This window comes from Mesorhizobium sp. M4B.F.Ca.ET.143.01.1.1, assembly GCF_004792275.1.
Lineage (GTDB): Bacteria > Pseudomonadota > Alphaproteobacteria > Rhizobiales > Rhizobiaceae > Mesorhizobium > Mesorhizobium abyssinicae.
This window is the reverse complement of record NZ_SRSR01000006.1, coordinates 304,371-326,043: the sequence shown is the minus strand read 5'-3', so window position 1 is coordinate 326,043 and position 21,673 is coordinate 304,371. Positions and strand designations below refer to the sequence as shown.

The following is a 21,673-nucleotide window of genomic DNA, read 5'->3' as shown; positions in this document are numbered from 1 at the left end:
CCGATTCCCGCCGGTGACGCCGGCCTTGTTCTGATTGCTAAAATATGTGGCAGAACCGCCAGTCAACGGGAAGTCACGTTGCGGTGAAATTTTCGGCGTTGCAAGCACGCCCAGGGCCGCAATAGGAAAGACCCCTCCACTTCATGCCGCGGTTCGATTAGGAGGGCGCATCATCGTCATGTGGCAAACTCTCCCGACGCCCGTCGATCTTTATTGCGAGCGGACCGGGCCGGAACTTTGGGCAGAGCCGGCTAATGCTTTGACCAACCTTGCCTTTATTGCCGCTGGATTGTGGGGCGTGCGGGAAGTGCGGAGGGGAATAGGGGAATAGGGGAATAGGGGAATAGGGGAATAGGGGAATAGGGGAATAGGGGAATAGGGGAATAGGGGAATAGGGGAATAGGGGAATAGGGGTGTCTCTTCCCTACTTCCTTACTGCCCTACTCCCCTACTCCCTTATCAAGCTGCCAGATCGCGCAGCACGTACTGCAAAATGCCGCCGTTCTTGAAGTAGTCGAGCTCGTCCAGCGTATCGATGCGGCAGATGATCGGGATGTTCTTCACCGTGCCGTCGCCGTAGGTGACCTTGGCGGTCATCTTCTGGCGCGGCTTGATGGCGTCCAGGCCGTCGATCTCGACCAGCTCGTCGCCCTTGAGGTTGAGCGAGGCCCATGAGGTGCCGTCCTCGAAGACGAAGGGGATGACGCCCATGCCGACCAGGTTCGAGCGATGGATGCGCTCGAAGGACTGGGCGATGACAGCGCGGACACCCAGGAGATTTGTTCCCTTGGCCGCCCAGTCGCGCGAGGAGCCGTTGCCGTATTCGACGCCGGCGAAGATGACCAGCGGCACGCCTTCCTTCTTGTACTCCATCGCGGCGTCGTAGATCGACATCTCCTCCTTCGAGGGATAGTGGATCGTGTAGCCGCCCTCGCGGCCGTTCTCACCCAGCATGTGGTTGCGGATGCGGATGTTGGCGAAGGTGCCGCGCATCATCACCTCATGGTTGCCGCGCCGCGTGCCGTACTGGTTGAAGTCGGCGACGCCGACGCCATGCTCGGTGAGGTACTTGCCGGCCGGCGAGGCGGCCTTGATCGAGCCCGCCGGCGAGATGTGGTCGGTGGTGATCTTGTCGCCGAAGAGGCCGAGCACGCGCGCGCCCTTGATGTCGCCGATCTTGCCGAAGCCCGATGTCATGCCGGCGAAATAGGGCGGGTTCTGCACATAGGTCGAGCTGTCGTCCCAGGCATAGGTCTGGCCCTCTGGCGCCTTGACCTTCTGCCAGTACTCGTCGCCCTTGAAGACGTCTGCATATTTGCGGGCGAACAACTCGCGCGTGACGTTCTTCTCGATGAACTCCTGGATCTCGGCCGCGCTCGGCCAGATGTCCTTGAGGTAGACGGGGTTGCCGTTCCTGTCCTCGCCAAGCGGCTCGGTGGTCAGGTCCTTGGTCACCGTTCCGGCCAGCGCATGGGCGACGACCAGCGGCGGCGAGGCGAGATAGTTCGCCTGCACGTCCGGCGAGACGCGGCCCTCGAAGTTGCGGTTGCCGGACAAGACCGCGGCGGCGATCAGGCCCTTATCGTTGATGGTCTTGGAGATCGGCGCCGGCAGCGGGCCGGAATTGCCGATGCAGGTGGTGCAGCCGAAGCCGACCAGGTTGAAGCCGATCTGGTCGAGCTCCTTCTGCAGGCCGGATTTTTCCAGGTATTCGGCGACCACCTGGCTGCCTGGCGCCAGCGAGGTCTTCACCCACGGCTTCTGCTTCAGGCCCACGCGGTTGGCGTTGCGGGCGAGCAGCCCGGCGCCGATCAGCACGCTCGGGTTCGAGGTGTTGGTGCACGAGGTGATGGCGGCGATGACGACGTCGCCATGGCCGAGATCGTGGTCGGTGCCTTCGACGGCGTAGCGCTTGGAGATATCGGCGGCCTTCTTATACTCGGTCTCCATCGCCTTGGCGAAGCCGGCCGGAATGCCTTCCAGCGCGACGCGGCCCTCAGGGCGCTTCGGGCCTGCCATCGACGGCACGACGTCGCCGAGGTCGAGCTCGAGCAGGTCGGTGAAGACCGGGTCGGCGGAGCCGGCGTCGCGCCACATGCCCTGCGCCTTCGAATAGGCCTCGACCAGCGCGATGCGGTTCTCGTCGCGGCCGGACATCGTCAGGTAGCGGATGGTCTCGCTGTCGACCGGGAAGAAGCCGCAGGTGGCGCCGTATTCGGGCGCCATGTTGCCGATGGTGGCGCGGTCGGCCAGCGTCATGTTGGAGAGGCCGGGGCCGAAGAACTCGACGAACTTGCCGACGACGCCCTTCTTGCGCAGCATCTGGGTTACGGTGAGCACGAGGTCGGTGGCGGTGACACCTTCCTTGAGCTTGCCGGTGAGGCGGAAGCCGATGACCTCCGGCAAGAGCATGGAGACGGGCTGGCCGAGCATGGCCGCCTCGGCCTCGATGCCGCCGACGCCCCAGCCGAGCACGCCGAGGCCATTGATCATGGTGGTGTGCGAATCGGTGCCGACGCAGGTGTCGGGATAGGCGGTGGTTTCGCCGTCCTCGCTGTTCGTCCACACGACCTGGCCGAGATATTCGAGGTTGACCTGGTGGCAGATGCCGGTGCCGGGCGGCACGACGCGGAAGTTGCGGAACGCCTGCTGGCCCCATTTCAGGAACTTGTAGCGCTCCTCGTTGCGCTCATATTCGAGCTCGACATTGCGGGCGAAGGCCATCGGCGTGCCGAACTCGTCGACGATGACGGAGTGGTCGATGACGAGATCGACCGGCACCAGCGGGTTGATCTTTTCCGGATCGCCGCCGAGCGCCTTGATGCCGTCGCGCATGGCCGCCAGGTCGACCACCGCCGGAACGCCGGTGAAATCCTGCATCAGAACGCGGGCCGGACGGTAGGCGATCTCGACGCCGGCGGTGCCCTTGTCGGTCAGCCAGCCGGCCACCGCCTGGATGCTTTCCTTGGTGACCGAGCGGCCGTCCTCGTTGCGCAGCAGGTTCTCCAGCAGCACCTTCATCGAATAGGGCAGCCGGGCGATGCCGGCGAGGCCGTTCTTCTCGGCCTCGGTGAGGTCGAAATAGACATAGTCAGCGCCACCCGCGGTCAGGGTGCGGCGGCATTTGAAACTGTCCAGGGATTTTGACACGTGCGATCCGTCCTTGTCTGTTCAGCCTGAAAGGGAACGGACGCCGATGGCATGCAATCACGCGCAAAGGTGCGGGTACGGCCATTTCCGCTGTCCGCTCCCAAGCAACCCGAGCCGTTCAAGGCGGCGCGTGCGCTGGTTCGGCGCTAATTCTGTTCCCGAGCCGACCGCTGGCACGGATGAACCGCATATAGAGAATTTCCTGGAATAGTTCTAGACAGTCGAAAGGCAAATTTGTGCGATGCGGCGACGGCCGCGAAACGGCGCTTTCGGAACGGGCAATGATGCGGCTGATCGCCGAAAATCTGGGCGGCGAGCGCGGCGGCGAGACGGTCTTTTCCGGCATCGGCTTTGCGCTCGAGAAGGGCGAGGCGCTGGTCGTCACCGGGCCGAACGGCGCCGGCAAATCGACGCTGCTGAGGGTCATCGCCGGTCTGCTGCGCGCCGCCGAAGGGCGGGTCCAGGTCGAGGCCGGCGGCGAGGCTTTTCCCACGGTCGCTGCGGCGTCACACTATCTCGGCCATCTCAACGCGATGAAGACGGCCTTGAGCGTGGCGGAGAATCTGCGCTTCTGGCGCGACTTCTGCGGCGAGCCGGCGCTCGGCGTCGACGAGGCGCTGGAGACCGTCGGGCTCGGCGGCATCGGCCATCTGCCGTTCGGCTATCTCTCGACCGGCCAGCGGCGGCGGGCATCCATTGCAAAACTCCTGGTCAGCCACCGGCCGATCTGGCTGCTCGACGAGCCGACGGCGGGGCTGGACAAGGCGTCCGAGGAACGGTTCGCGGGGTTGATGCGCGGGCATCTGGAGGAAGGCGGGATCATCGTGGCGGCGACGCATCTGCCGCTGGGGTTGGAGGGGGCGAAGGCGTTGAGGATGGGGGAAGCCAGTTGAGGTTGTCGCTCTGTCACCCCCCTCTCTGCCCTGCCGGGCATCTCCCCCTCAAGGGGGGAGATCGGCAGTTCGCGCGCCCCGCCAGCTTCCTTATGTTGAAAATTGGCGAAAGCCGAAGTGACATCCAATCTCCCCCCTTGAGGGGGAGATGGCCGGCAGGCCAGAGAGGGGGGCCTGGGCGCAGGCATCTCAACCCATGCTAGCCCTCTTCCTGCGCGACATCCGCCTCTCGATCCGCGCCGGTGGCGGGGCGCTGACGGGCGTCATCTTCTTCCTCGCCGTCATCGCCACCATCCCGTTCGGCGTCGGCCCGGATCTCAACCTGCTTGCCCGCATCGGCCCGGCGATCCTGTGGATCGCCGCCCTGCTTGCCTGCTTGCTCGGCCTCGACCGGCTGTTCCAGGCCGACCGCGAGGACGGCTCGCTCGATCTTCTGGTGCTGGGCCACGATCGCCACATGCTGGCGCTGATGGTGCTGGTGAAATGCCTGGCGCATTGGGCGGGAAGCGTGCTGCCGCTGGTGGTCGCCGCACCCTTGCTGGGGCTGTTCATGAACATGGAGGCGGCCGGCATCGGCGCCACGGCGCTCACGCTTCTCGTCGGCACGCCGGCCATCACCTTCATCGGCGCCGCCGGCGCCGCGGTCGCGGTGGCGCTGCCGCGCGGCGGGCTGCTGATCTCTGTGCTGGTGCTGCCGCTCACCATTCCGGTGCTGATCTTCGGCGTTTCGGCCAGCTATGGCGCGGTGGCCGACCCGGCGCCGTTCCTGCAGCCTTTCCTCATTCTTGCCGCGCTGACGCTGTTTCTTGCCGTGCTCGGACCGCTGGCGGCGGCTTTGGCACTGCGCCACGGGACGGACTGAGGCTGCGGCGCGGCGGCCGATTGCGAAGCTGGAACGGCAAGGCTAAGGGAAAGCATGATCGAACAGGGCAACATGGCCGGACCGGAAAGCCGCATCCACGTGGAGCGGCTGCCATGAGCGCGCATGCGCTCTATGTCACGGCCGCCTATGCCATCACGGCGCTGGTGCTGGCCGGGCTGGTCGCATGGATCCTCATCGACCAGCGCGGCCGCAAGCGCGATCTTGCCGAGCTGGAAGCCGCCGGCGTGCGCCGGCGCTCCGACAAGGGCGCCGAGGCCGTCAAGGACAAGGGCGCGAAATCATGAGCGGCGAGAGCACGGAGACCGCAACGCCGGCGCGGTGGCGGCGCCTGTTCGTGCTTTTGCCGCTGCTGGTGTTCCTCGGGCTGGCGGGGCTGTTCCTGTCGCAGCTTCTGTCCGGCCGCGACGTGTCGGAAGTGCCGTCGGCGCTGATCGGCCTGCCGGCGCCGCAGACCAACCTGCCGCCGCTGGAAGGCAGCGCCTTGCCGGGGCTCGATTCGAAGGCCTTCGCCGGCAAGGTCACGCTGGTCAACGTCTTTGCCTCGTGGTGCGCGCCGTGCCGCGACGAGCATCCGGTGCTGCTCGCTCTGTCGAAGGACAAGCGTTTCGTGCTGGCGGCGCTGAACTACAAGGACGAGCCCGCGAACGCCCGCCGATTCCTCGGCGAGGTCGGCAATCCCTACCAGGCGATCGGTGTCGACGAGGCGGGCCGGGCGGCGATCGACTGGGGCGTCTACGGCGTGCCGGAGACCTTCGTCGTCGGCAAGGACGGCAAGATCGCCTACAAGCATGTCGGGCCGATCACGGCCGAATCTGCGGAAACTCTGCTCTTGCCGCAGATCGAGAAGGCGCTGGCGGCGCATTGATATCAGGTGATGGCGGCCTGCGAATCGCGGCTTCCTGCGCGCTTCCGGTGCTCACGTACCTAAGTACGCTCCGCTCCGGTTCTCGGAATCCACCATTCTCGACTCGGCCTGACCTGAATCTCAACGCGCCTGACGGCGCGGAGCTGGTTGGGGCGAAAAACTCAGCCGTAGATCTGCTTGTGGATCTGGTAGAGCATCTCGGAGCGGTCGGCGCGCATGTCGGCCAGATCGCGGCTGGAGAAGCTGTCGATTTCGGCGACGAGGCGGTTGTACTGCTTGCGCTTGGCGATGCTGCTGCGAGCGCGGGAAACAAAGTTGTCGAAGATCATGACGAGGGTCCTTTCGTGCCGCGTTCTGGCGGCGAATTGTTCCTCCCTTGATCGATACGGAGCATGACATAGGAATAGTGCGTTGCAAAAAGAAGATGTTGCAATGCACCATTGCGCTGAACGCATAGCCGGTTAACCGGCCGTTGCCGCCGAGCAAACCTGATTGAAGGCCGCCAAGGCCTCAAGAGACGGTGAAGCCGTCATCACCGATCTTGCCATATCGCTCGCCGGCTGGCTTGATCGCGACCGACTGAATGCCGGGAGGAAATGCATGGCGGCCGCCGACTACTACGAAATCCTCGATCCGCGTTTCGCGCGGTTGTTCAACTCCAACGCGCAAGTTGAGAAGCTGTTCACCGGATGCCGCTGGGCGGAAGGCCCGGCCTGGTTCGCCGCCGGCCGTTATCTCGTCTGGTCGGATATCCCGAACAATCGCATGCTGCGCTTTGACGAGACCGACGGCGGCGTCAGCGTGTTCCGCCAGCCGTCGGGAAATTCCAACGGCAACACGGTCGACCGGCAGGGCCGGCTGGTCACCTGCGAGCATTCGGGCCGCCGCGTCAGCCGCACCGAGCATGACGGCTCGATCATCGCCATCGCCGACAAATGGCGCGGCAAGCGACTGAATTCGCCTAACGACGCGGTGGTGAAGTCCGACGGTTCGATCTGGTTCACCGATCCGAGCTACGGCATCGACACCGACTATGAAGGCGACAAGGCCGAGAGCGAGATCGGCGCCTGCAACGTCTACCGGGTCGATCCGGACAGCGGCGAGATCGATGCCGTCATCACCGACATGGTGAGGCCCAACGGGCTTGCCTTCTCGCTCGACGAAAGCAAACTCTATGTCGCCGACACCGGGCGCACCCACGGCGCCAAGAACCCTGCGCATATCCGCGTCTTCAACGTCGGCAAGGGCGGCAAGAAGGTCTCCGGCGAAAAGGTCTTCGCCGACTGCACGGCCGGCCTGTTCGACGGCTTCCGGGTCGACGAGGACGGGCGCATCTGGACGAGCGCCGCCGACGGTGTCCATTGCTACGATCCGGACGGCACGCTGATCGGCAAGGTCAAGGTGCCGGAGGTCGTCGCCAACTGCGTGTTCGGCGGCAACAAGCGGAACTGCCTTTACATCGCGGGCACGACATCGCTCTACATGGTGCGGCTGATGGTCAACGGCGCCAAGACGTATTGACGGCTCGCGGGAGAGCGCCCCTCCATGCCGTGACCTTCGACGTCGGTGCAACGGCGCAGAATTCTGTAACCGTTGCAATGCCTTAGCGTAGCGGCATGGCTCCTAGGGTCTGCGCTGCGTCGCTTCGCTCCAGGATGACGACCTCATGTTCGACTGCGTATAGACGCCGCGAAACCCTGCACCGCCGCGCGCATCGCCAGCCGGTTCTCGGCCGTCGTCAAGATCGCCTCCATCTCCGGCGGCTTCTTGCCGATCAGGACGATCTCCAGCGCCGTCTCCTCAAAGAGGACGAAAGACATGGTGCGCATGATCTCGCTGAGCGCGGCGCGGGCGTAGAGCGAGCGCGGCGAGGCGTGCACCAGCATGGCCGGCTTGGCGACGGCGGCGTCGCGCGACACCAGCCAGTCGAGCGCGTTCTTCAGACCGCCCGGCACGCCATGGGCATATTCCGGACAGGAGATGATGACGCCGTCGGCCGCCGTGACGGCCTCGATCAGCGCTGCCGCTTCCGGTGGCGTGCGCTCGCCCTCGTCATCCGGGTTGAAGATCGGCAGCCGGCCAAGTCCGTCATAGAGGGTCACGCGGCAGCCGGCCGGCGCGTTTTGAGCCAGCGCCGCGAGCAGCGCCGAATTGGTCGAGGCGGCGCGCAGGCTGCCGGAAATGGCAAAGATGTTGAGCAAGGGGGAACTGTCCGGGCGAATCGAGCCCGAGGCTACCACATGGTCTGCCGGTAATCCTGGTCCAGCTCGCGGTCGATGTCGCCGGCCGCCTCGGCGAGCGCCAGCTGGTCGCGGATGATCTGGCCGAGCGTCGGCAGCGTCGCGCGGTCGTACCAGGTCTCCGGCTTCCACAGATCCGAGCGCATGAAAGCCTTGGCGCAGTGCATGTAGGCCGCCTTGACCGACACCACGACGACGCTCTGCGGCTCCTTGCCGTCGACGGCCAGCCGCCCGCGCAGGCCGGCATCGACGGTGATGCGGGCGTCGCCGTTGACGCGTAGCGTCTCGTTCATGCCGGGAATGAGGAACAACAGCCCGACCGAGGGATTGCGGACGATGTTCTCCAGCGTGTCCAGCCGGTTGTTGCCGGGCCGGTCGGGGATGGCGATGGTGTTGTCGTCGAGGATGGCGGCGAAGCCGGGCTTGTCGCCTTTCGGCGTCACGTCGGCATTGCCGGCGCCGTCGGAGGAGCCGATCAGCACGAAGGGGCTCTTGCCGATGAAGGAGCGGCAGTGGCCGTCGAGCGCCTTCAGCTCCTTGCGGATGGGGCCGTCGGTCGGTCGGGGCGTCTTGTAGATCGTCCTCAGCTCGTCGCGCGTGGTGAGGAATTCCATGCCCGTCCCCCTCTCAGTTCTATTTGCCGGCGTTCTCTTCCTTGGCCTTTTCCTCCAGCGAATGGCGCATGATCAGCGGCATCTGGCTGAAGGTGAAGAGAAGCGTGATGGGCATGATGCCCCAGACCTTGAACGTAACCCAGGCATCGGTCGAGAAATTGCGCCAGACGACTTCGTTGACGATGGCCAGGAAGAGGAAGAACAGCCCCCAGCGGAAGGTAAGCTTCCTCCAGCCCTCGGTGTCGAGGCTGAAGGCGGAATCGAAGACGTAGCCAAGCAGCGACTTGCCGAAGAACAGGCCGCCGAGCAGCACGCCGCCGAACAGCGTATTGACGATGGTCGGCTTCATCTTGATGAAGATGTCGTCCTGCAGATAGAGCGTCAGTGCGCCGAAGACGAAGACCACGACACCCGACACGAGCGGCATGATCGGCAAGGTGCGGGTCAGCAGCCAGGACGCCATCAGCGCGATGGCGGTGGCGCCCATGAACAGGCCCGTGGCGACGAAAATCGGTCCGCCGAGCTCGCCCAGCGCCGGAAATTTCTGCACCAGCCATTCGCCGCGCGCATTGGCGAAGAAGAACACCAGCAGCGGGCCGAGCTCGAGCAGCAGCTTGAGCGCCGGGTTGACGCCTTCCTTCTTCTGTTTCTGCGGGTCGGACGGGTCGCGTTCGAGGATGTTCATGGAAGTCCTTGTTGTCCCGAAAGTCGGCGCTTTTGGGATCGTTCAAGCCACGCCAGCGATCGCCCTGGCGAATTCGCTGGCTGAAAAAGGTTCGAGGTCGTCGACCTGTTCGCCGACGCCGATGAAATAGACCGGCAGCCTGTGCTTGGCCGCGATCGCCACCAGAATACCGCCGCGCGCCGTGCCGTCCAGCTTGGTCATCACCAGGCCGTTGACGCCGGCGACGTTGCGGAAGATCTCGACCTGGTTGAGCGCATTCTGGCCGGTGGTGGCGTCGACCGTCTGCAGCACGGTGTGCGGCGCTTCCGGGTCGAGCTTGCCGAGCACGCGCACGATCTTCTCGAGCTCCGCCATCAGCTCGGCCTTGTTCTGCAGCCGGCCGGCGGTGTCGATGATCAGCACGTCGGAGCCGGCCTCCTTGGCCTTCTCGAAGGCGTCATAGGCGAGGCCGGCGGCATCGGCGCCGAGCTTGGAGGCGATGACCGGCGATTTCGTCCGCTCACCCCAGATCTTGAGCTGCTCGATCGCGGCGGCGCGGAAGGTGTCGCCGGCGGCGAGCATTACCGACAGGCCGCCATCGGTCAGCTTGGCGGCCAGCTTGCCGATGGTCGTGGTCTTGCCGGTGCCGTTGACGCCGACCACCAGGATGACATGCGGCTTGTGGCTGAGGTCGAGCTCCAGCGGCAGCGCGACGGGGGTCAGCACCTTCTCCACCTCGGCCGCCATGACCGAGCGCACCTCCGTGTCGGAGACGTCCTTGCCGTAGCGGCTGGAGGCCAGCGCATCGGTGACGCGGAGCGCGGTTTCCAGGCCGAGATCGGCGCGGATCAGCACGTCCTCCAGGTCCTGCAGCGTGTCCTCGTCCAGCTTGCGCTTGGTGAAGACGCCGGCGATGTTGCCCGAGAGCTCGCGCGAGGAGCGGGCAAGCCCGTCGCGCATGCGCTGGAACCAGGAACGCCGCGGCGCCGGCTCCGGCGCCTTTTGCACCTCGGCCTTCTGCTCGACCTTTTTCGCGACGGTTACCTTGCCGGCGGACGGCGCGGGCCTTGGCTGCGGCGCGGGGACGGCTTCTGGCTCGGGTGCAATCTCGGCAAGGATCCGCTCCGGTTCGACCGGCGCAGGCTGGCGAATAGGAGGAGAGATTTCCGCCGGCGGAGCAGGCTCCAGTGACGCCAAATCCTGTGGAGGTCGGCGCTGCCCCTCACCCTTACCCTCTCCCCGTGAAGGACGGGGAGAGGGGGGCGTCGGCGTTGGCACTTCTTCCTTCTCCCCGTCACTATGCGGGGAGAAGGTGCCGGCAGGCGGATGAGGGGCGGCGCCGACCTCTGAAAATGGCTCGATAGAAGATGCCTCGGCCGGTGGAATCTCGATCGGCGACGGCGTATCGGCAGGGACTTCGCTGGGCAGGGTCGGCACCTCGATCGGCGACGGCTCAGGCTGCGGTTCCGGATGCGACGGGACAATTTCCGGCTCGGCCGGCGCGGGTGCAGGCACCTCTTGGGGCTGCGGCTCGGGCGCTGGTTCCGGTGGTGCCGGCGGCACTTCTTCCGGCGCCGGTGGCTCGGGCGTTTGCGGAACGGGTTTCGGCTCTTCTTCCGGGCGGGGCTCCGGCAGAGGTTCCGGCTCGGACGGAACGATTGGCTCCGGCGGCTGTGGAATAGCCGGTGCGGGCTTCGGCTCTTGCGGAACCGGTTGGGGCGCGGCCTCTACCTCCCCCTCGATGGGGGAGGTCCCGAGCGCAGCTCGGGGGTGGGGGTGACTGGCACCAGCGTCGGCACTGTCACCCCGCGCCGCCACTTCGTGGGGACCCTCCCCATCAGGGTGGGGAGCCTGCTCGGCCGCCGGCTTCAGCGCCTCGAGCGCGTCCCATTTGATCGGCGGCAGCGGGGCGGTCTCGTCGACGCGTTCCTCGACGACTTCCTTCTTGCCGAACGAAAATATCTTCTTGAAGAAACCGGCCATGCTTTGCTTTTTCTCAGGCGGCGCGGGCGGCCAGGGGCGCCGCGATCAAGCGGGCACCGTCATGGCAGGTGATGATGGCCTCGACGATCTCGCCCGGCGTCCCGGCGTCGATGGCGGCCAGCGTAAACCCTTCGGTGCGGCCGAGACCGTCGCGCTCGACCAGGATCGACTGGCGCGTGCCGGCAAGGGCAGCGAGATGGCGGCGATAGGCCGCCTCGCCGGCGGCGCGGAGCCTGGCGGCGCGCTGCTTGACCACCTCGCGGCGGACCTGCGGCATGCGCGCAGCGGGCGTGCCTTCGCGTGGGCTGAACGGGAAGACGTGGAGATGCGTCAACCCGCATTCCTCGACTATTCTTTCCGAATTCTCGAACATCGCCTCGGTCTCGGTCGGGAAGCCGGCGATGATGTCGGCGCCAAAGACAATGCCGGGGCGCAACTTGCGCACGTCCTCGCAGAAGCGGATCGACTGGTCGCGCAGATGGCGGCGCTTCATGCGCTTCAGGATCATGTCGTCGCCCGACTGCAGCGACAGATGCAGGTGCGGCATCAGCCGGGGCTCGGTGGCGATGGCGTCCAGCAGATCGTCATCGGCCTCGATGGAATCGATCGAGGACAGCCTGAGCCGCTTCACGTCGGGCACCTGGCGCAGGATCGTCTTCACCAGCTTCCCAAGCTTCGGGGCGCCCGGCAGGTCGGCGCCAAAACTGGTCATGTCGACGCCGGTCAGCACGATCTCGGCATAGCCATTGCCGGCCAGCCGCTTGACCTGCTCGATCACGGCGCCCATCGGCACCGAGCGCGAATTGCCGCGGCCGTAGGGGATGATGCAGAAGGTGCAGCGGTGGTCGCAGCCGTTCTGCACCTGGACGAAGGCGCGCGCCCGGCCTTCGATCGCATCGACCATGTGGCCGGCCGTCTCGCGCATCGAGAAGATGTCGTTGACGCGCGCCTTCTCGGTGTCGTTGACGCCGAAATCGGGCAGCGCGCGATAGGAGTTCGCCTTCAGCTTCTCCTCATTGCCGAGCACGAGGTCGACCTCGCCCATGGCGGCGAAGTTCTGCGGCTCGGTCTGCGCCGCGCAACCGGTGACGATGATGCGGGCGTGCGGGTTCTCGCGGCGGGCCTTGCGGATCGATTGCTTGGCCTGGCGCACCGCTTCCGCGGTGACGGCGCAGGTGTTGAAGATGACGGCGCCGCCCTTCAGCGCGCCGAGGCCGGCGCTTTCCGCCTCCTTGCGCATCACCTCGGATTCATAGGTGTTCAAGCGACAGCCGAAGGTGACGACGTCTATTGCCATCAGGCCGCGCTTTCGGTGTCGCGGGCCCAGGTGCCGGTCGAGGGGTCGAAGCTGCCGGAGAATTCCCATTCGGCGGCACCGGTCAGGATGACGTGGTCGTCGTCGCGCCATTCGACATGCAGCGAGCCGCCGCCGGGCGTCATCAGCGAGACGCTGCGGCCGGTGCGCTTGGTGCGGGCGGCCGCCACCACGGCGGCGCAGGCCGCCGAGCCGCAGGCCTTGGTCAGGCCGGCGCCGCGTTCCCAGGTACGGATGACCATGGTTTCGGGCGAGGTGACCTGAGCGATGGTGATGTTGGCGCGCTCGGGGAAGATCGGATGGTTTTCCAAAAGCGGGCCGAAGCGGTCGAGCTCATAGGACCAGACGTCGCGGTCGACCCAGAAGATGGCGTGCGGGTTGCCCATCGAGACTGCCGAGGGCGAATGCAGCACCGGCGCGTCGATCGGGCCGATCTGCAGCTCGATCATGCGGGTGTCGCGGAACTCCTCGGCAAGCGGGATCTCCTGCCAGCCGAAGCGCGGCGTGCCCATGTCGACCGAGATCGTGCCGTCGGCATGTTCCGCGGCGTTGAGGATGCCGGCGCGGGTCTCGAAGGTGAAAGCCTTCAGGCCGGTCTCGGCGGCCAGCGCCTGCACCACGCAGCGTGTGCCGTTGCCGCAGGCCTGCGCGCCGGAACCGTCGGAATTGAGGATGTCGATATAGTAGGCGGTGCCGGGCGTCCTGGCGTCATGGATCGCCATGATCTGGTCGAACTTGGTCGCGGCGTCGCCATTGAGCGCGATCGCCGCCGCCGCCGTCACCCGATCGGCACGGCCGCGCATATCGGCAACGATGATCTCGTTGCCGATGCCGTTCATCTTGGCGAAGGGGGCGGTGCCTGCCATCTAGCCGGTCATTCCATGTCCGTTTGGCGCTATATGGCGGAAACGGGCGGGAATTACCAGTGCGGCGCGGTTGAAGCGGCGGCGAAGACGTCGCGCCTTGGCGACGACGAAGACGCCGCCGCTGATTACGGCAAAGATGCCGAACCGGCCACGACGAAGAGGTCGGGCCTAGCCCACGACGAAGACGACGCGGCTGGTTACGGCAAAGATGCCGAACCTAAGTAACCGCGAAGACGCCGAGCACGATCAGCAGGAAGATGACGGGGACGATGCCGATCAGGACGCGCGCGCCGGTGGCGGCCGCACCTGCCAATGCCGGCATGCCGAGCAGGCTCGCTGCGGCGGCGACAATAAGAAGGATGATGATCCACTTGATCATGGGAAGGCTCCCAGCCGAATTGCGTTGTGGGATCAACGCCTCTTGTCGGCTTGGGTTCCTGTGGTCGGCTCAGGTTCCGGGCTAGGCGGCCGGCACATCCCACACCTCGCCCGGCCGCAAGGCGCGGAAACGCTCGCGCGGCAGGCGCTCGGCGTCGAGCGCCTCGGCCAATTTGCGGGCAGGCTCGTCGATCGGTTCATTGGTGAGTTGAAAAGTGCCCCAGTGGCAGCCGGCGGCGTGGGCTGCGTTGCAGAGCTTCATGCCTTGCACCGCCTCCTCCGGATTCTGGTGCTGCGGCTCCATGAACCAGCGCGGCTCATAGGCGCCGATCGGCAGGATGGCGAGGCGGAAACCGCCATGCTTCTCCGCCATCAGCCGGTAGTTGGCGCCGCCATGGAAGCCGGTATCGCCGGCGAAATAGATTTTTGCGCTTGGCGTCTCGACCACGAACCCCGCCCAGAGGGCCATGCGCCGGTCGCGGGTGCCGCGGGCCGACCAGTGGTGCACCGGTTCGACATGGACGGCGGCATCCTTGCCGAGGTCGATCCTGCCGCCCCAGTCATGCGCGCTGAGCCGCATGCCGGGCACGGCGGCGTCGATAATGGCGTCGTTGCCGAGCGGCGTGATCACCAGCGGGTCGTGCTTTGCCTTCAGCCGCTTCAGCGTGGCGAGATCGAGATGGTCGTAATGGTTGTGGCTGACCAGCACGAGGTCGATCGGCGGCAACTGGGAAAAGGCGATGCCCGGCGCGTTGACCCGTTTCGGCCCGGCGAAGGAAAGCGGCGAGACGCGCTGCGACCAGACCGGATCGGTGAGGATGTTCAGCCCCGCCGTCTGGATGAGCAGCGAGGAATGGCCGACCATGGTGAGCCGCAGCGCGCCGCTGTCGACGCGCTCGTCGGGCCTCGCCTGATGGAACGGGCTCGGATTGGCCGCCGGCCATTTCGCGCGCTCGCCGCTCAGCTGCCATTTCAAGAGATCGGCGAAGCGGCCGGGCGGCTTGCCGTCGGGATTGAAGAACAGAGTGCCGTCGAAATGGTCGCTTGGCGGGCCGCTGTAATAGCGGTTGGCGGCTCTCTTTCTTGCGGCCAAGGTTGCGGCTCCGGCATGTTTCTGCTCCTTGCAAGATAGGATCGATGCCATCTGGCGCAAGCATTTGGGGACGGGTGCATGCCCTGGCCAAAGGCCGCGCGCTGGCGCCGGCGATGATTTCCGGTATACGATCGCTCGGCGGAATGGAGGGGGCCACCATGCGTCGGCAAGCAGTTCTTGCAGTCGTGGCGACGATCATGGGGATCGCGCCGATAGCGCCGGCTGCCGCGCAGACGCAGCCCGGCGCTTGTGCTCACACGCCAGCCATCCTGGACGCGGGCGATTTCCTGCTCGCCGAACCGGCAACGTTCCCGAATTTCTGGCGCGATCGTTTTGGCGATGACGCGGCCTATCTTAAGATACGCTATGGCGGCCTTGCCTACGCCGAGGGCTCGGCGCTTCTGGCGGGTTTGGAAAAACGCACTCACCCGCCGCTTCGCATTGTCGAACTCAGGCTTGCCTATGCAACAACGCCGGATCGGGCGGCGATGATTGCCGGCATGCAACCGCTGCCCAAGGCACAGTCGATTGTGCCACAGCTTGGCCAATCTGCCTGGCGCGCGCTTGTCACCGAAGATGGCGGCGAGTGGCTGCTGGGTGAACTGGCGCGCTGGCAGGCATCCGATGCCAACAACGCATCGGTCGGCGCGGCGGGGATTGCGCAGGCACTGGCCGACCTCGATGACGAGGCGAAGTCGCGTTTTGCCAAGAGAGCGGAAGATGCAGGAATTTGGCGGCTGGCCCTCGATGTGCGGGCGTTCGAGGACAATCTTACTGACTTCGTTTCCGCCCTCGATCGCCTTCCGGCCACGGCGCTTCCCAAAAAGGACGACCGCGCGCAGTTCATACGCAATGCGCTCCACGCGGCCGATCTTCGTCCTTCCTTCGATATTTCCAAACAGCCGGCGGAAGTCCAGGCGATCGACCGCAAGAATGATTTGGGCGCCGTTCTGCGGAAGGTCGGGCGGCTTGTAGCCTATGCTCCGCAAACCGCGATGCTGCTGCAGGTGATAAATTACAGCGGCGACCTGCGCGTCGGCACAACGGTGGCTGAAGGCCTCAATGCGCGGATCGCGGCAAAACAGCTCGACCCGATCAACAATCCCGATGCCGTCACGGCGGCCATGCTCGATGGGCTCGACTATGTTCTCGGTCGCAAAGACCGAGAGAGTATCCTGGCTGGCTTTGGCATCTCCGATGTGCAAGGCGAAATGGCCGAGTCTTTCGTCGAAAGGGCATTGGCGCGGTTTACTTTGGCGCCTTTCATGCAAGGCGGTGAGACCGAAGCGCCCCCTCGCCCGAAACAGCTGGCGGCGGCCTTCCCCTGGGAGCAGTGGGTCGGATTGGCCGGCAAGCTGAAGGCCGGCGAAACCATTTCACCAGACGATCGCATCGTCGCCGCAGATCTGATGATCGCGGCCGATCGCCCCGCAGACGCGGTGGGGTTTCTGAAAACAGCCGGCGACTGGAAGACGGCAGTGGGGAGAGCTCATCAGCTGGCGCTCGACCTGGACCGCCGCTGCGCCGACTTGCTGCGGCCCCCGGTGGCGCTCGCGCAACGGCTCTACCGGTTCGAACCGCGCTGAGACCGTTCCAGCGACATCCCTGTAATTTCCGAGGGCAGCACGATGGCAATGAAGCGGACCAAGACACCGTGGATGAAGGCCGAGGATTTCGGCCGCTCGCTGCCGCGCGGCATCGGCGTCAATCTTCTGGTCACCGACATGGCGGCGATGGAGGCCTTCTGCCGCGACGTGCTTGGCGCCCGTATCGTCTATGCCGACGAGGATTTCGCGGCGATCGAGCTCTTGGGCTCGATATTCATGCTGCATGCCGACCATTCCTATCTCGACAATGAGATGAGCGGCGTCATCACGGGCGCCGAGACGCGCGGGACGGGCATCGAGCTGCGTCTCTACGGCGCCGATCCGGATGCGATCGAGGCGCGGGCGCGCGATCTCGGCCACATCGTGCTCGCCGGCACGATCGACAAGCCGCATGGCCTGCGCGAATGCTATGTCGTCGGTCCGGACGGCTATGTCTTCGTGCCGAGCGCGGCGCTTTCCGCTTAGGGATGCGTCGGGCTTGCCGAGCACGACGGGCTTCTTCGGGGCGCGCCACAAGCAGGCCTTCGAGGGTCACACGCCTGTTGCGGTAAAATTGCAACAATTGCTCCGAAAACCCTATTTTAACCATATCGGGTTGAAATTCTGCCACCTTCTCCATCTTGGTGGAGGGAGAGATTGCGCGGACGGCGTCCCCCCAGCCGGATCCGACGGAGGCAGGAATGACTTTTTCGAAGACCGGTCTGGTGGCCGTATCGCTGGCCGCGCTGATTGCAAGCGGCTGCTCGACATCGCGATTCTCGTCGATGGATGACCAGCAGCCGGCGCCGCTGACTCCCGCGCCCGCCGGCACGGTGACCGGAAACCAGCTGCCGCCGCCGGCGGCTCCCGGCACCGCCGACGGCTCGCAGTTCCCAACCGCGCCGGCGAACAGCCAGGTCGCCTCGCTGCCGCCGGATGGAAGCGCGCCCGCAGGGGCGCCGGACCTGACCGCGGCCAGTGTCGCCGGTGTCTGGAACGCCAGCGTTTCCGGCCAGAGCTGCAAGGTGGCGACGCCGCAGACCAAGTTCGGCGCCGGCTACCGTGCCGGCCCGTTGCATTGCCCGGCGCCGATCGACGGCATCAAGTCCTGGAATGTCGCCGGCAAGCAGCTGACCCTCTATGACGAGAATGGCGGCACGCTGGCCAAGCTCTATTCCTCGGGCGGCGAGAAATTCGACGGCCAGACCTCCACCGGCCTGCCGATCTCGCTTACCAGGTAGGGCGAAACCGCCGCCCTTGAGGCGGTTCAGCGTTCGAAAGAGTCGCCTAACCGCTCCAATTGCGCGCGGAAAGCCGCTACTTTTCCTGGATGTGCTCAACAACGACGTGACCGATGCACCTGCGTGACGGCCTCCAGACCCATGCGACCGTCAGGCAGCGCTACGACCATCTGGTCGAGACGGGCGCCATCGCGCGCGACCCGGCGCAGGAGCGCATCGCCGCCGCGCTCGATCGGCTGACCGACGAGATCTCTGCAAAAAGACTGGCTCAGAAATCGAGCGCGCTGGGCTGGCTGTTCGCCCGCAAGCAGCCGCCGGCGGCGGTCAGGGGCCTTTACATCCATGGCGGCGTCGGCCGCGGCAAGACCATGCTGATGGACATGTTCTTCGAGCTGTTGCCGGTCAGGCGCAAGCGCCGCGTCCATTTCAACGACTTCATGGCCGATGTGCAGGACCGCATCCAGAAGCACCGGCAGGCGCGCAAGAACGGCGACGTCAAGGAGGACGACCCGATCCCGCCGGTGGCGCACGCGCTGGCCGAGCAGGCCTGGGTGTTGTGCTTCGACGAGTTCTCCGTCACCGACATCGCCGATGCGATGATCCTGTCCAGGCTGTTCTCGGCGCTGTTTGCCGACGGCGTCGTGCTGGTCGCCACCTCCAATGTCGCGCCCGAGAACCTCTATCGCGACGGGCTGAACCGGCAGCTCTTCCTGCCTTTCATCGGCCTCCTGGAGCGCAATGCCGAGGTGATGACGCTGGACAGCGACAAGGACTATCGCCTCGAGAAGCTCAGCCGCATGGCGGTCTACGTCTCGCCGGCGGATGCGGCCGCCGACGCCGCCCTCGACGAGGCCTGGCAAGCAATGACGCACGGCAAGCCGACGGCCGAGACGGCGCTGACGGTGAAGGGCCGGCAGGTCGCGGTGCCGCGCGCGGCCGGCGACGCTGCGCGCTTTTCCTTCGCCGACCTTTGCGAAAAGCCGCTCGGCGCGCGCGATTTCCTGGCCATCGCCGGCCGCTTCTCGACCATTTTCATCGACCATGTGCCGGTGCTCGGCGAAGGCAAGCGCAACGAGGCCAAGCGCTTCATCCTGTTGATCGACACGCTCTACGATCATCACATCAGGCTGGTGGTGAGCGCCGATGCTCCGCCGACCGGGCTCTATACGGCCAAGCGCGGCAACGAGGTGTTCGAGTTCGAACGTACTGCCTCGCGCCTTATCGAGATGCAGGGCCACGAATGGCTGGAGGACTGGGCGGAGAGGCGGAAGGTGGAGACGGTGGCGCCGGAGGCACAGCAGGCGCGGGCGTAGGCTGACGAAGCGCAACGGCTGCGACTTCGGCCAATCTCCGAAGCGCGCATCACCTTAATTGCGAGCGCCTTCGTTAACCCATGCCGCTCCCCGCGCGCCCACCGGGCATCGCCATCACAAGGGCGTCATCGCCGGCTGCCAGCCTTCAGATTTCCACCTTCATTGTATAAATTCTCCCAAGTCGGCTCAATAATTTTGACGTTTACGTAAAACCCAAATTATCTAACCGATTGAAAATGCTCGCTCCAAAATAATCGTTTGAATTTTCCATCCACCGGAGCTATTGGGTGCGGCGAAATCTCACGGGTTCCCCGCAGCATTCGGCCTCCTTCCTCGACGCCGTCAGCAAGTCGCAAAGATTTGGCGCCGTCACAGACAAAGGGAAAAAATCCTCACATGGCACGCAACAAGATAGCGCTTATCGGCTCGGGCATGATCGGCGGCACCCTCGCCCATATGATCGGCCTCAAGGACCTCGGCGACGTGGTTCTGTTCGATATCGCCGAGGGCATTCCGCAGGGCAAGGGGCTGGATATCGCGCAGTCGTCGCCGGTCGACGGCTTCGACGCCAGGCTGACCGGCGTCAACGACTATGCCGGCATCGAGGGCGCCGACGTCTGCATCGTCACCGCCGGCGTGCCACGCAAGCCGGGCATGAGCCGCGACGACCTGCTCGGCATCAACCTCAAGGTCATGGAGCAGGTCGGCGCCGGACTGAAGAAGTATGCGCCGAAGGCCTTCGTCATCTGCATCACCAACCCGCTCGACGCGATGGTATGGGCGCTGCAGAAGTTCTCCGGCCTGCCCAAGACACATGTCGTCGGCATGGCCGGCGTGCTCGACAGCGCGCGCTTCCGTTATTTCCTGGCCGAGGAGTTCAAGGTCTCGGTCGAGGACGTCACCGCCTTCGTGCTCGGCGGCCACGGCGATTCGATGGTGCCGATGATCCGCTATTCGACGGTCTCCGGCATTCCGCTGCCCGACCTCGTCAAGATGGGCTGGACCTCGAAGGAAAAGCTCGACCAGATCGTGCAGCGCACCCGCGATGGCGGCGCCGAGATCGTCGGGCTGCTCAAGACCGGCTCGGCCTATTATGCGCCGGCGGCTTCGGCGATCGCGATGGCCGAATCCTTCCTCAAGGACAAGAAGCGCGTGCTGCCCTGCGCGGCCCACCTGTCGGGCCAGTACGGGGTGAAGAACACCTATGTCGGCGTTCCCGTTGTGATCGGCGCCGGCGGTGTCGAGCGCGTCATCGAGATCGACCTCAACAAGAGCGAGCAGAAGATGTTCGACAGTTCGGTGGCGACGGTGCAGGGCCTGACCGAGGCCTGCGTCAAGATCGCGCCGCACCTCGCCTCGAAGTGATCCGCCAGCAGTTGATCCGGAGATAAGCCATGAACATCCATGAATATCAGGGCAAGGCACTGCTGAAGTCGTTCGGCGCGCCGGTGGCGGATGGCGTGCCGGTGCTGAAGGCCGGCGATGCCGAAGCCGCCGCCAAGGCGCTGCCCGGCCCGCTCTATGTGGTGAAGAGCCAGATCCATGCCGGCGGCCGCGGCAAGGGCAAGTTCAAGGAGCTTTCCCCCGACGCCAAGGGCGGCGTGCGGCTGGCGAAGTCGGTGGCCGAAGTGGTCGCCAACGCCAACGAGATGCTCGGCCACACGCTGGTCACCAAGCAGACCGGCCCTGCCGGCAAGCAGGTCAACCGCCTCTATGTCGAGGACGGCGCCGACATCGACCGCGAGCTCTATCTGTCCATCCTGGTCGACCGTTCGGTCGGCCGCATCGCCTTCGTCGTCTCGACCGAGGGCGGCATGGACATCGAGGCGGTGGCGCATGACACGCCGGAAAAGATCATCACCGTCGCCATCGACCCGGAAAAGGGCGTGACGGCGGATGATCTCAAGACGCTCAACGGCGCGCTGAAGCTCGACGGCGACGCCGCCAAGGACGGCGGCACGCTATTCCCGATCCTCTACAAGGCCTTTGTCGAGAAGGACATGAGCCTGCTCGAGGTCAACCCGCTGATCGTGATGAAGAACGGCCGGCTGCGCGTGCTCGACGCAAAAGTCTCGTTCGACAACAACGCGCTGTTCCGCCACCCCGATGTGATGGAGCTGCGCGACACCACCGAAGAGGACGAGAAGGAAATCGAGGCGTCGAAATACGACCTCGCCTATGTCGCGCTCGACGGCAATATCGGCTGCATGGTCAACGGCGCAGGCCTGGCCATGGCGACGATGGACATCATCAAGCTCTACGGCGCCGAACCGGCCAACTTCCTCGATGTCGGTGGCGGCGCTTCGAAAGAGAAGGTGACGGCGGCGTTCAAGATCATCACCAAGGATCCGGCGGTCGAAGGCATTTTGATCAATATCTTCGGCGGCATCATGAAATGCGACGTGATCGCCGAAGGCGTGATCGCCGCGGTCAAGGAAGTCGGGCTGAAGGTGCCGCTGGTGGTGCGGCTGGAAGGCACAAATGCCGAACTGGGCAAGAAGATCATCAATGACAGCGGCCTCAACGTCGTCTCGGCCGACGACCTCGACGACGCGGCCAAGAAGATCGTCAAGGCGGTGAAGGGCTGAG

Annotated in this window: 22 protein-coding genes; 12 read left to right on the top strand and 10 right to left on the bottom strand. The window is 65.3% G+C overall.

The annotated features are described in order from the left end of the window. Positions 1-459: 459 nt before the first annotated feature. Positions 460-3,150, bottom strand: coding sequence for an aconitate hydratase AcnA (acnA, locus tag EN786_RS17540; RefSeq protein ID WP_127285881.1), 2,691 nt, complete (start codon positions 3,148-3,150; stop codon positions 460-462). 284 nt (positions 3,151-3,434) lie between these two features. Between acnA and ccmA the strand changes: the two genes are divergently transcribed. The 4 genes from ccmA to EN786_RS17515 all read left to right on the top strand — a co-directional run bounded on the left by ccmA (position 3,435) and on the right by EN786_RS17515 (position 5,791). Next, positions 3,435-4,043: a heme ABC exporter ATP-binding protein CcmA gene (gene ccmA, locus EN786_RS17535; protein ID WP_127285882.1), complete on the top strand. Its 609-nt coding sequence runs from the start codon at positions 3,435-3,437 to the stop codon at positions 4,041-4,043. Positions 4,044-4,239: 196 nt separating this feature from the next. Further along, entirely contained in the window at positions 4,240-4,905 is a 666-nt protein-coding gene (gene ccmB / locus EN786_RS17525) for a heme exporter protein CcmB (RefSeq protein ID WP_127285880.1), read from the top strand. Between the two features lie 113 nt (positions 4,906-5,018). Then, complete coding sequence (gene ccmD, locus EN786_RS17520; protein ID WP_127285879.1) at positions 5,019-5,210, top strand: heme exporter protein CcmD; 192 nt, start codon at positions 5,019-5,021, stop codon at positions 5,208-5,210. Further along, positions 5,207-5,791, top strand: coding sequence for a DsbE family thiol:disulfide interchange protein (locus EN786_RS17515; RefSeq protein ID WP_127285878.1), 585 nt, complete (start codon positions 5,207-5,209; stop codon positions 5,789-5,791). Before ccmD ends, EN786_RS17515 begins: the two co-directional genes overlap by 4 nt. A 161-nt stretch (positions 5,792-5,952) precedes the next feature. Here the strand turns inward: EN786_RS17515 and EN786_RS17510 are convergent, their stop codons facing one another. After that, positions 5,953-6,120 (bottom strand): hypothetical protein, encoded by a 168-nt coding sequence (locus EN786_RS17510; RefSeq protein ID WP_127285877.1) that lies wholly within the window; start codon positions 6,118-6,120, stop codon positions 5,953-5,955. A gap of 271 nt (positions 6,121-6,391) precedes the next feature. On the opposite strand from EN786_RS17510, the gene EN786_RS17500 reads away from it, so the two are divergent. Then, the gene (locus EN786_RS17500; RefSeq protein WP_127285875.1) at positions 6,392-7,312 is read left to right on the top strand and encodes an SMP-30/gluconolactonase/LRE family protein; all 921 of its coding nucleotides are present in this window, start codon (positions 6,392-6,394) and stop codon (positions 7,310-7,312) included. 143 nt (positions 7,313-7,455) lie between these two features. Here the strand turns inward: EN786_RS17500 and EN786_RS17495 are convergent, their stop codons facing one another. The 6 genes from EN786_RS17495 to dapF are packed head-to-tail and all read right to left on the bottom strand — an operon-like array spanning position 7,456 to position 13,473. Next, positions 7,456-7,992 carry an NADPH-dependent FMN reductase gene (locus EN786_RS17495; RefSeq protein ID WP_127310856.1) on the bottom strand — a complete coding sequence of 179 codons (537 nt, stop codon included), beginning with the start codon at positions 7,990-7,992 and terminating at the stop codon, positions 7,456-7,458. 32 nt (positions 7,993-8,024) lie between these two features. Next, positions 8,025-8,645: a pyridoxamine 5'-phosphate oxidase family protein gene (locus tag EN786_RS17490; RefSeq protein WP_127285873.1), complete on the bottom strand. Its 621-nt coding sequence runs from the start codon at positions 8,643-8,645 to the stop codon at positions 8,025-8,027. A 19-nt stretch (positions 8,646-8,664) separates the two neighbouring features. Then, positions 8,665-9,330 carry a septation protein A gene (locus EN786_RS17485; protein WP_127285872.1) on the bottom strand — a complete coding sequence of 222 codons (666 nt, stop codon included), beginning with the start codon at positions 9,328-9,330 and terminating at the stop codon, positions 8,665-8,667. A 42-nt stretch (positions 9,331-9,372) separates the two neighbouring features. Then, positions 9,373-11,292, bottom strand: a complete 1,920-nt coding sequence (gene ftsY / locus EN786_RS17480) for a signal recognition particle-docking protein FtsY (RefSeq protein ID WP_135908691.1) — start codon at positions 11,290-11,292, stop codon at positions 9,373-9,375. A gap of 13 nt (positions 11,293-11,305) precedes the next feature. Beyond that, positions 11,306-12,589 carry a tRNA (N(6)-L-threonylcarbamoyladenosine(37)-C(2))-methylthiotransferase MtaB gene (mtaB, locus tag EN786_RS17475; protein WP_127282105.1) on the bottom strand — a complete coding sequence of 428 codons (1,284 nt, stop codon included), beginning with the start codon at positions 12,587-12,589 and terminating at the stop codon, positions 11,306-11,308. Next, complete coding sequence (gene dapF, locus EN786_RS17470; protein WP_127282104.1) at positions 12,589-13,473, bottom strand: diaminopimelate epimerase; 885 nt, start codon at positions 13,471-13,473, stop codon at positions 12,589-12,591. The genes mtaB and dapF overlap by 1 nt, the downstream gene beginning before the upstream one ends. A gap of 15 nt (positions 13,474-13,488) precedes the next feature. Between dapF and EN786_RS17465 the strand changes: the two genes are divergently transcribed. Further along, positions 13,489-13,698 carry a hypothetical protein gene (locus EN786_RS17465; RefSeq protein WP_127282103.1) on the top strand — a complete coding sequence of 70 codons (210 nt, stop codon included), beginning with the start codon at positions 13,489-13,491 and terminating at the stop codon, positions 13,696-13,698. On the opposite strand, the gene EN786_RS17460 is transcribed toward EN786_RS17465, so the two are convergent. Further along, positions 13,691-13,852, bottom strand: a complete 162-nt coding sequence (locus tag EN786_RS17460) for a DUF1328 family protein (protein ID WP_135908689.1) — start codon at positions 13,850-13,852, stop codon at positions 13,691-13,693. The genes EN786_RS17465 and EN786_RS17460 overlap by 8 nt on opposite strands. An 81-nt stretch (positions 13,853-13,933) precedes the next feature. Next, a complete protein-coding gene (locus tag EN786_RS17455; RefSeq protein ID WP_127282102.1) occupies positions 13,934-14,944 on the bottom strand; it encodes an MBL fold metallo-hydrolase in 1,011 nt (336 codons plus the stop codon). A 44-nt stretch (positions 14,945-14,988) separates the two neighbouring features. Between EN786_RS17455 and EN786_RS17450 the strand changes: the two genes are divergently transcribed. From EN786_RS17450 to sucC, 6 genes are all read left to right on the top strand, one after another. Further along, complete coding sequence (locus EN786_RS17450) at positions 14,989-16,530, top strand: hypothetical protein (RefSeq protein ID WP_127282101.1); 1,542 nt, start codon at positions 14,989-14,991, stop codon at positions 16,528-16,530. A gap of 42 nt (positions 16,531-16,572) precedes the next feature. Next, entirely contained in the window at positions 16,573-17,016 is a 444-nt protein-coding gene (locus EN786_RS17445; protein ID WP_127282100.1) for a VOC family protein, read from the top strand. A 215-nt stretch (positions 17,017-17,231) separates the two neighbouring features. Further along, a complete protein-coding gene (locus tag EN786_RS17440; protein ID WP_127282099.1) occupies positions 17,232-17,771 on the top strand; it encodes an AprI/Inh family metalloprotease inhibitor in 540 nt (179 codons plus the stop codon). A 113-nt stretch (positions 17,772-17,884) separates the two neighbouring features. Continuing rightward, complete coding sequence (gene zapE / locus EN786_RS17435; protein WP_127282098.1) at positions 17,885-19,084, top strand: cell division protein ZapE; 1,200 nt, start codon at positions 17,885-17,887, stop codon at positions 19,082-19,084. A 396-nt stretch (positions 19,085-19,480) separates the two neighbouring features. Beyond that, positions 19,481-20,449: a malate dehydrogenase gene (gene mdh, locus EN786_RS17430; RefSeq protein ID WP_126057450.1), complete on the top strand. Its 969-nt coding sequence runs from the start codon at positions 19,481-19,483 to the stop codon at positions 20,447-20,449. 29 nt (positions 20,450-20,478) lie between these two features. After that, a complete protein-coding gene (gene sucC, locus EN786_RS17425; protein WP_127311017.1) occupies positions 20,479-21,672 on the top strand; it encodes an ADP-forming succinate--CoA ligase subunit beta in 1,194 nt (397 codons plus the stop codon). The last annotated feature ends 1 nt before the right edge of the window (position 21,673 follow it).

What these genes read in the sequence shown, in the direction of transcription:
- mtaB (WP_127282105.1), bottom strand. Translation starts at nt 12,589, where the DNA reads ATGGCAATAGACGTCGTCACCTTCGGCTGTCGCTTGAACACCTATGAA.
- ccmA (WP_127285882.1), top strand. Translation starts at nt 3,435, where the DNA reads ATGCGGCTGATCGCCGAAAATCTGGGCGGCGAGCGCGGCGGCGAGACG.
- EN786_RS17450 (WP_127282101.1), top strand. Translation starts at nt 14,989, where the DNA reads ATGCCATCTGGCGCAAGCATTTGGGGACGGGTGCATGCCCTGGCCAAA.
- EN786_RS17490 (WP_127285873.1), bottom strand. Translation starts at nt 8,645, where the DNA reads ATGGAATTCCTCACCACGCGCGACGAGCTGAGGACGATCTACAAGACG.
- sucC (WP_127311017.1), top strand. Translation starts at nt 20,479, where the DNA reads ATGAACATCCATGAATATCAGGGCAAGGCACTGCTGAAGTCGTTCGGC.
- ccmD (WP_127285879.1), top strand. Translation starts at nt 5,019, where the DNA reads ATGAGCGCGCATGCGCTCTATGTCACGGCCGCCTATGCCATCACGGCG.
- EN786_RS17465 (WP_127282103.1), top strand. Translation starts at nt 13,489, where the DNA reads ATGTCCGTTTGGCGCTATATGGCGGAAACGGGCGGGAATTACCAGTGC.
- dapF (WP_127282104.1), bottom strand. Translation starts at nt 13,473, where the DNA reads ATGGCAGGCACCGCCCCCTTCGCCAAGATGAACGGCATCGGCAACGAG.
- EN786_RS17485 (WP_127285872.1), bottom strand. Translation starts at nt 9,330, where the DNA reads ATGAACATCCTCGAACGCGACCCGTCCGACCCGCAGAAACAGAAGAAG.
- EN786_RS17440 (WP_127282099.1), top strand. Translation starts at nt 17,232, where the DNA reads ATGACTTTTTCGAAGACCGGTCTGGTGGCCGTATCGCTGGCCGCGCTG.
- EN786_RS17460 (WP_135908689.1), bottom strand. Translation starts at nt 13,852, where the DNA reads ATGATCAAGTGGATCATCATCCTTCTTATTGTCGCCGCCGCAGCGAGC.
- EN786_RS17510 (WP_127285877.1), bottom strand. Translation starts at nt 6,120, where the DNA reads ATGATCTTCGACAACTTTGTTTCCCGCGCTCGCAGCAGCATCGCCAAG.
- EN786_RS17515 (WP_127285878.1), top strand. Translation starts at nt 5,207, where the DNA reads ATGAGCGGCGAGAGCACGGAGACCGCAACGCCGGCGCGGTGGCGGCGC.
- ftsY (WP_135908691.1), bottom strand. Translation starts at nt 11,292, where the DNA reads ATGGCCGGTTTCTTCAAGAAGATATTTTCGTTCGGCAAGAAGGAAGTC.
- EN786_RS17445 (WP_127282100.1), top strand. Translation starts at nt 16,573, where the DNA reads ATGGCAATGAAGCGGACCAAGACACCGTGGATGAAGGCCGAGGATTTC.
- mdh (WP_126057450.1), top strand. Translation starts at nt 19,481, where the DNA reads ATGGCACGCAACAAGATAGCGCTTATCGGCTCGGGCATGATCGGCGGC.
- EN786_RS17500 (WP_127285875.1), top strand. Translation starts at nt 6,392, where the DNA reads ATGGCGGCCGCCGACTACTACGAAATCCTCGATCCGCGTTTCGCGCGG.
- ccmB (WP_127285880.1), top strand. Translation starts at nt 4,240, where the DNA reads ATGCTAGCCCTCTTCCTGCGCGACATCCGCCTCTCGATCCGCGCCGGT.
- zapE (WP_127282098.1), top strand. Translation starts at nt 17,885, where the DNA reads ATGCACCTGCGTGACGGCCTCCAGACCCATGCGACCGTCAGGCAGCGC.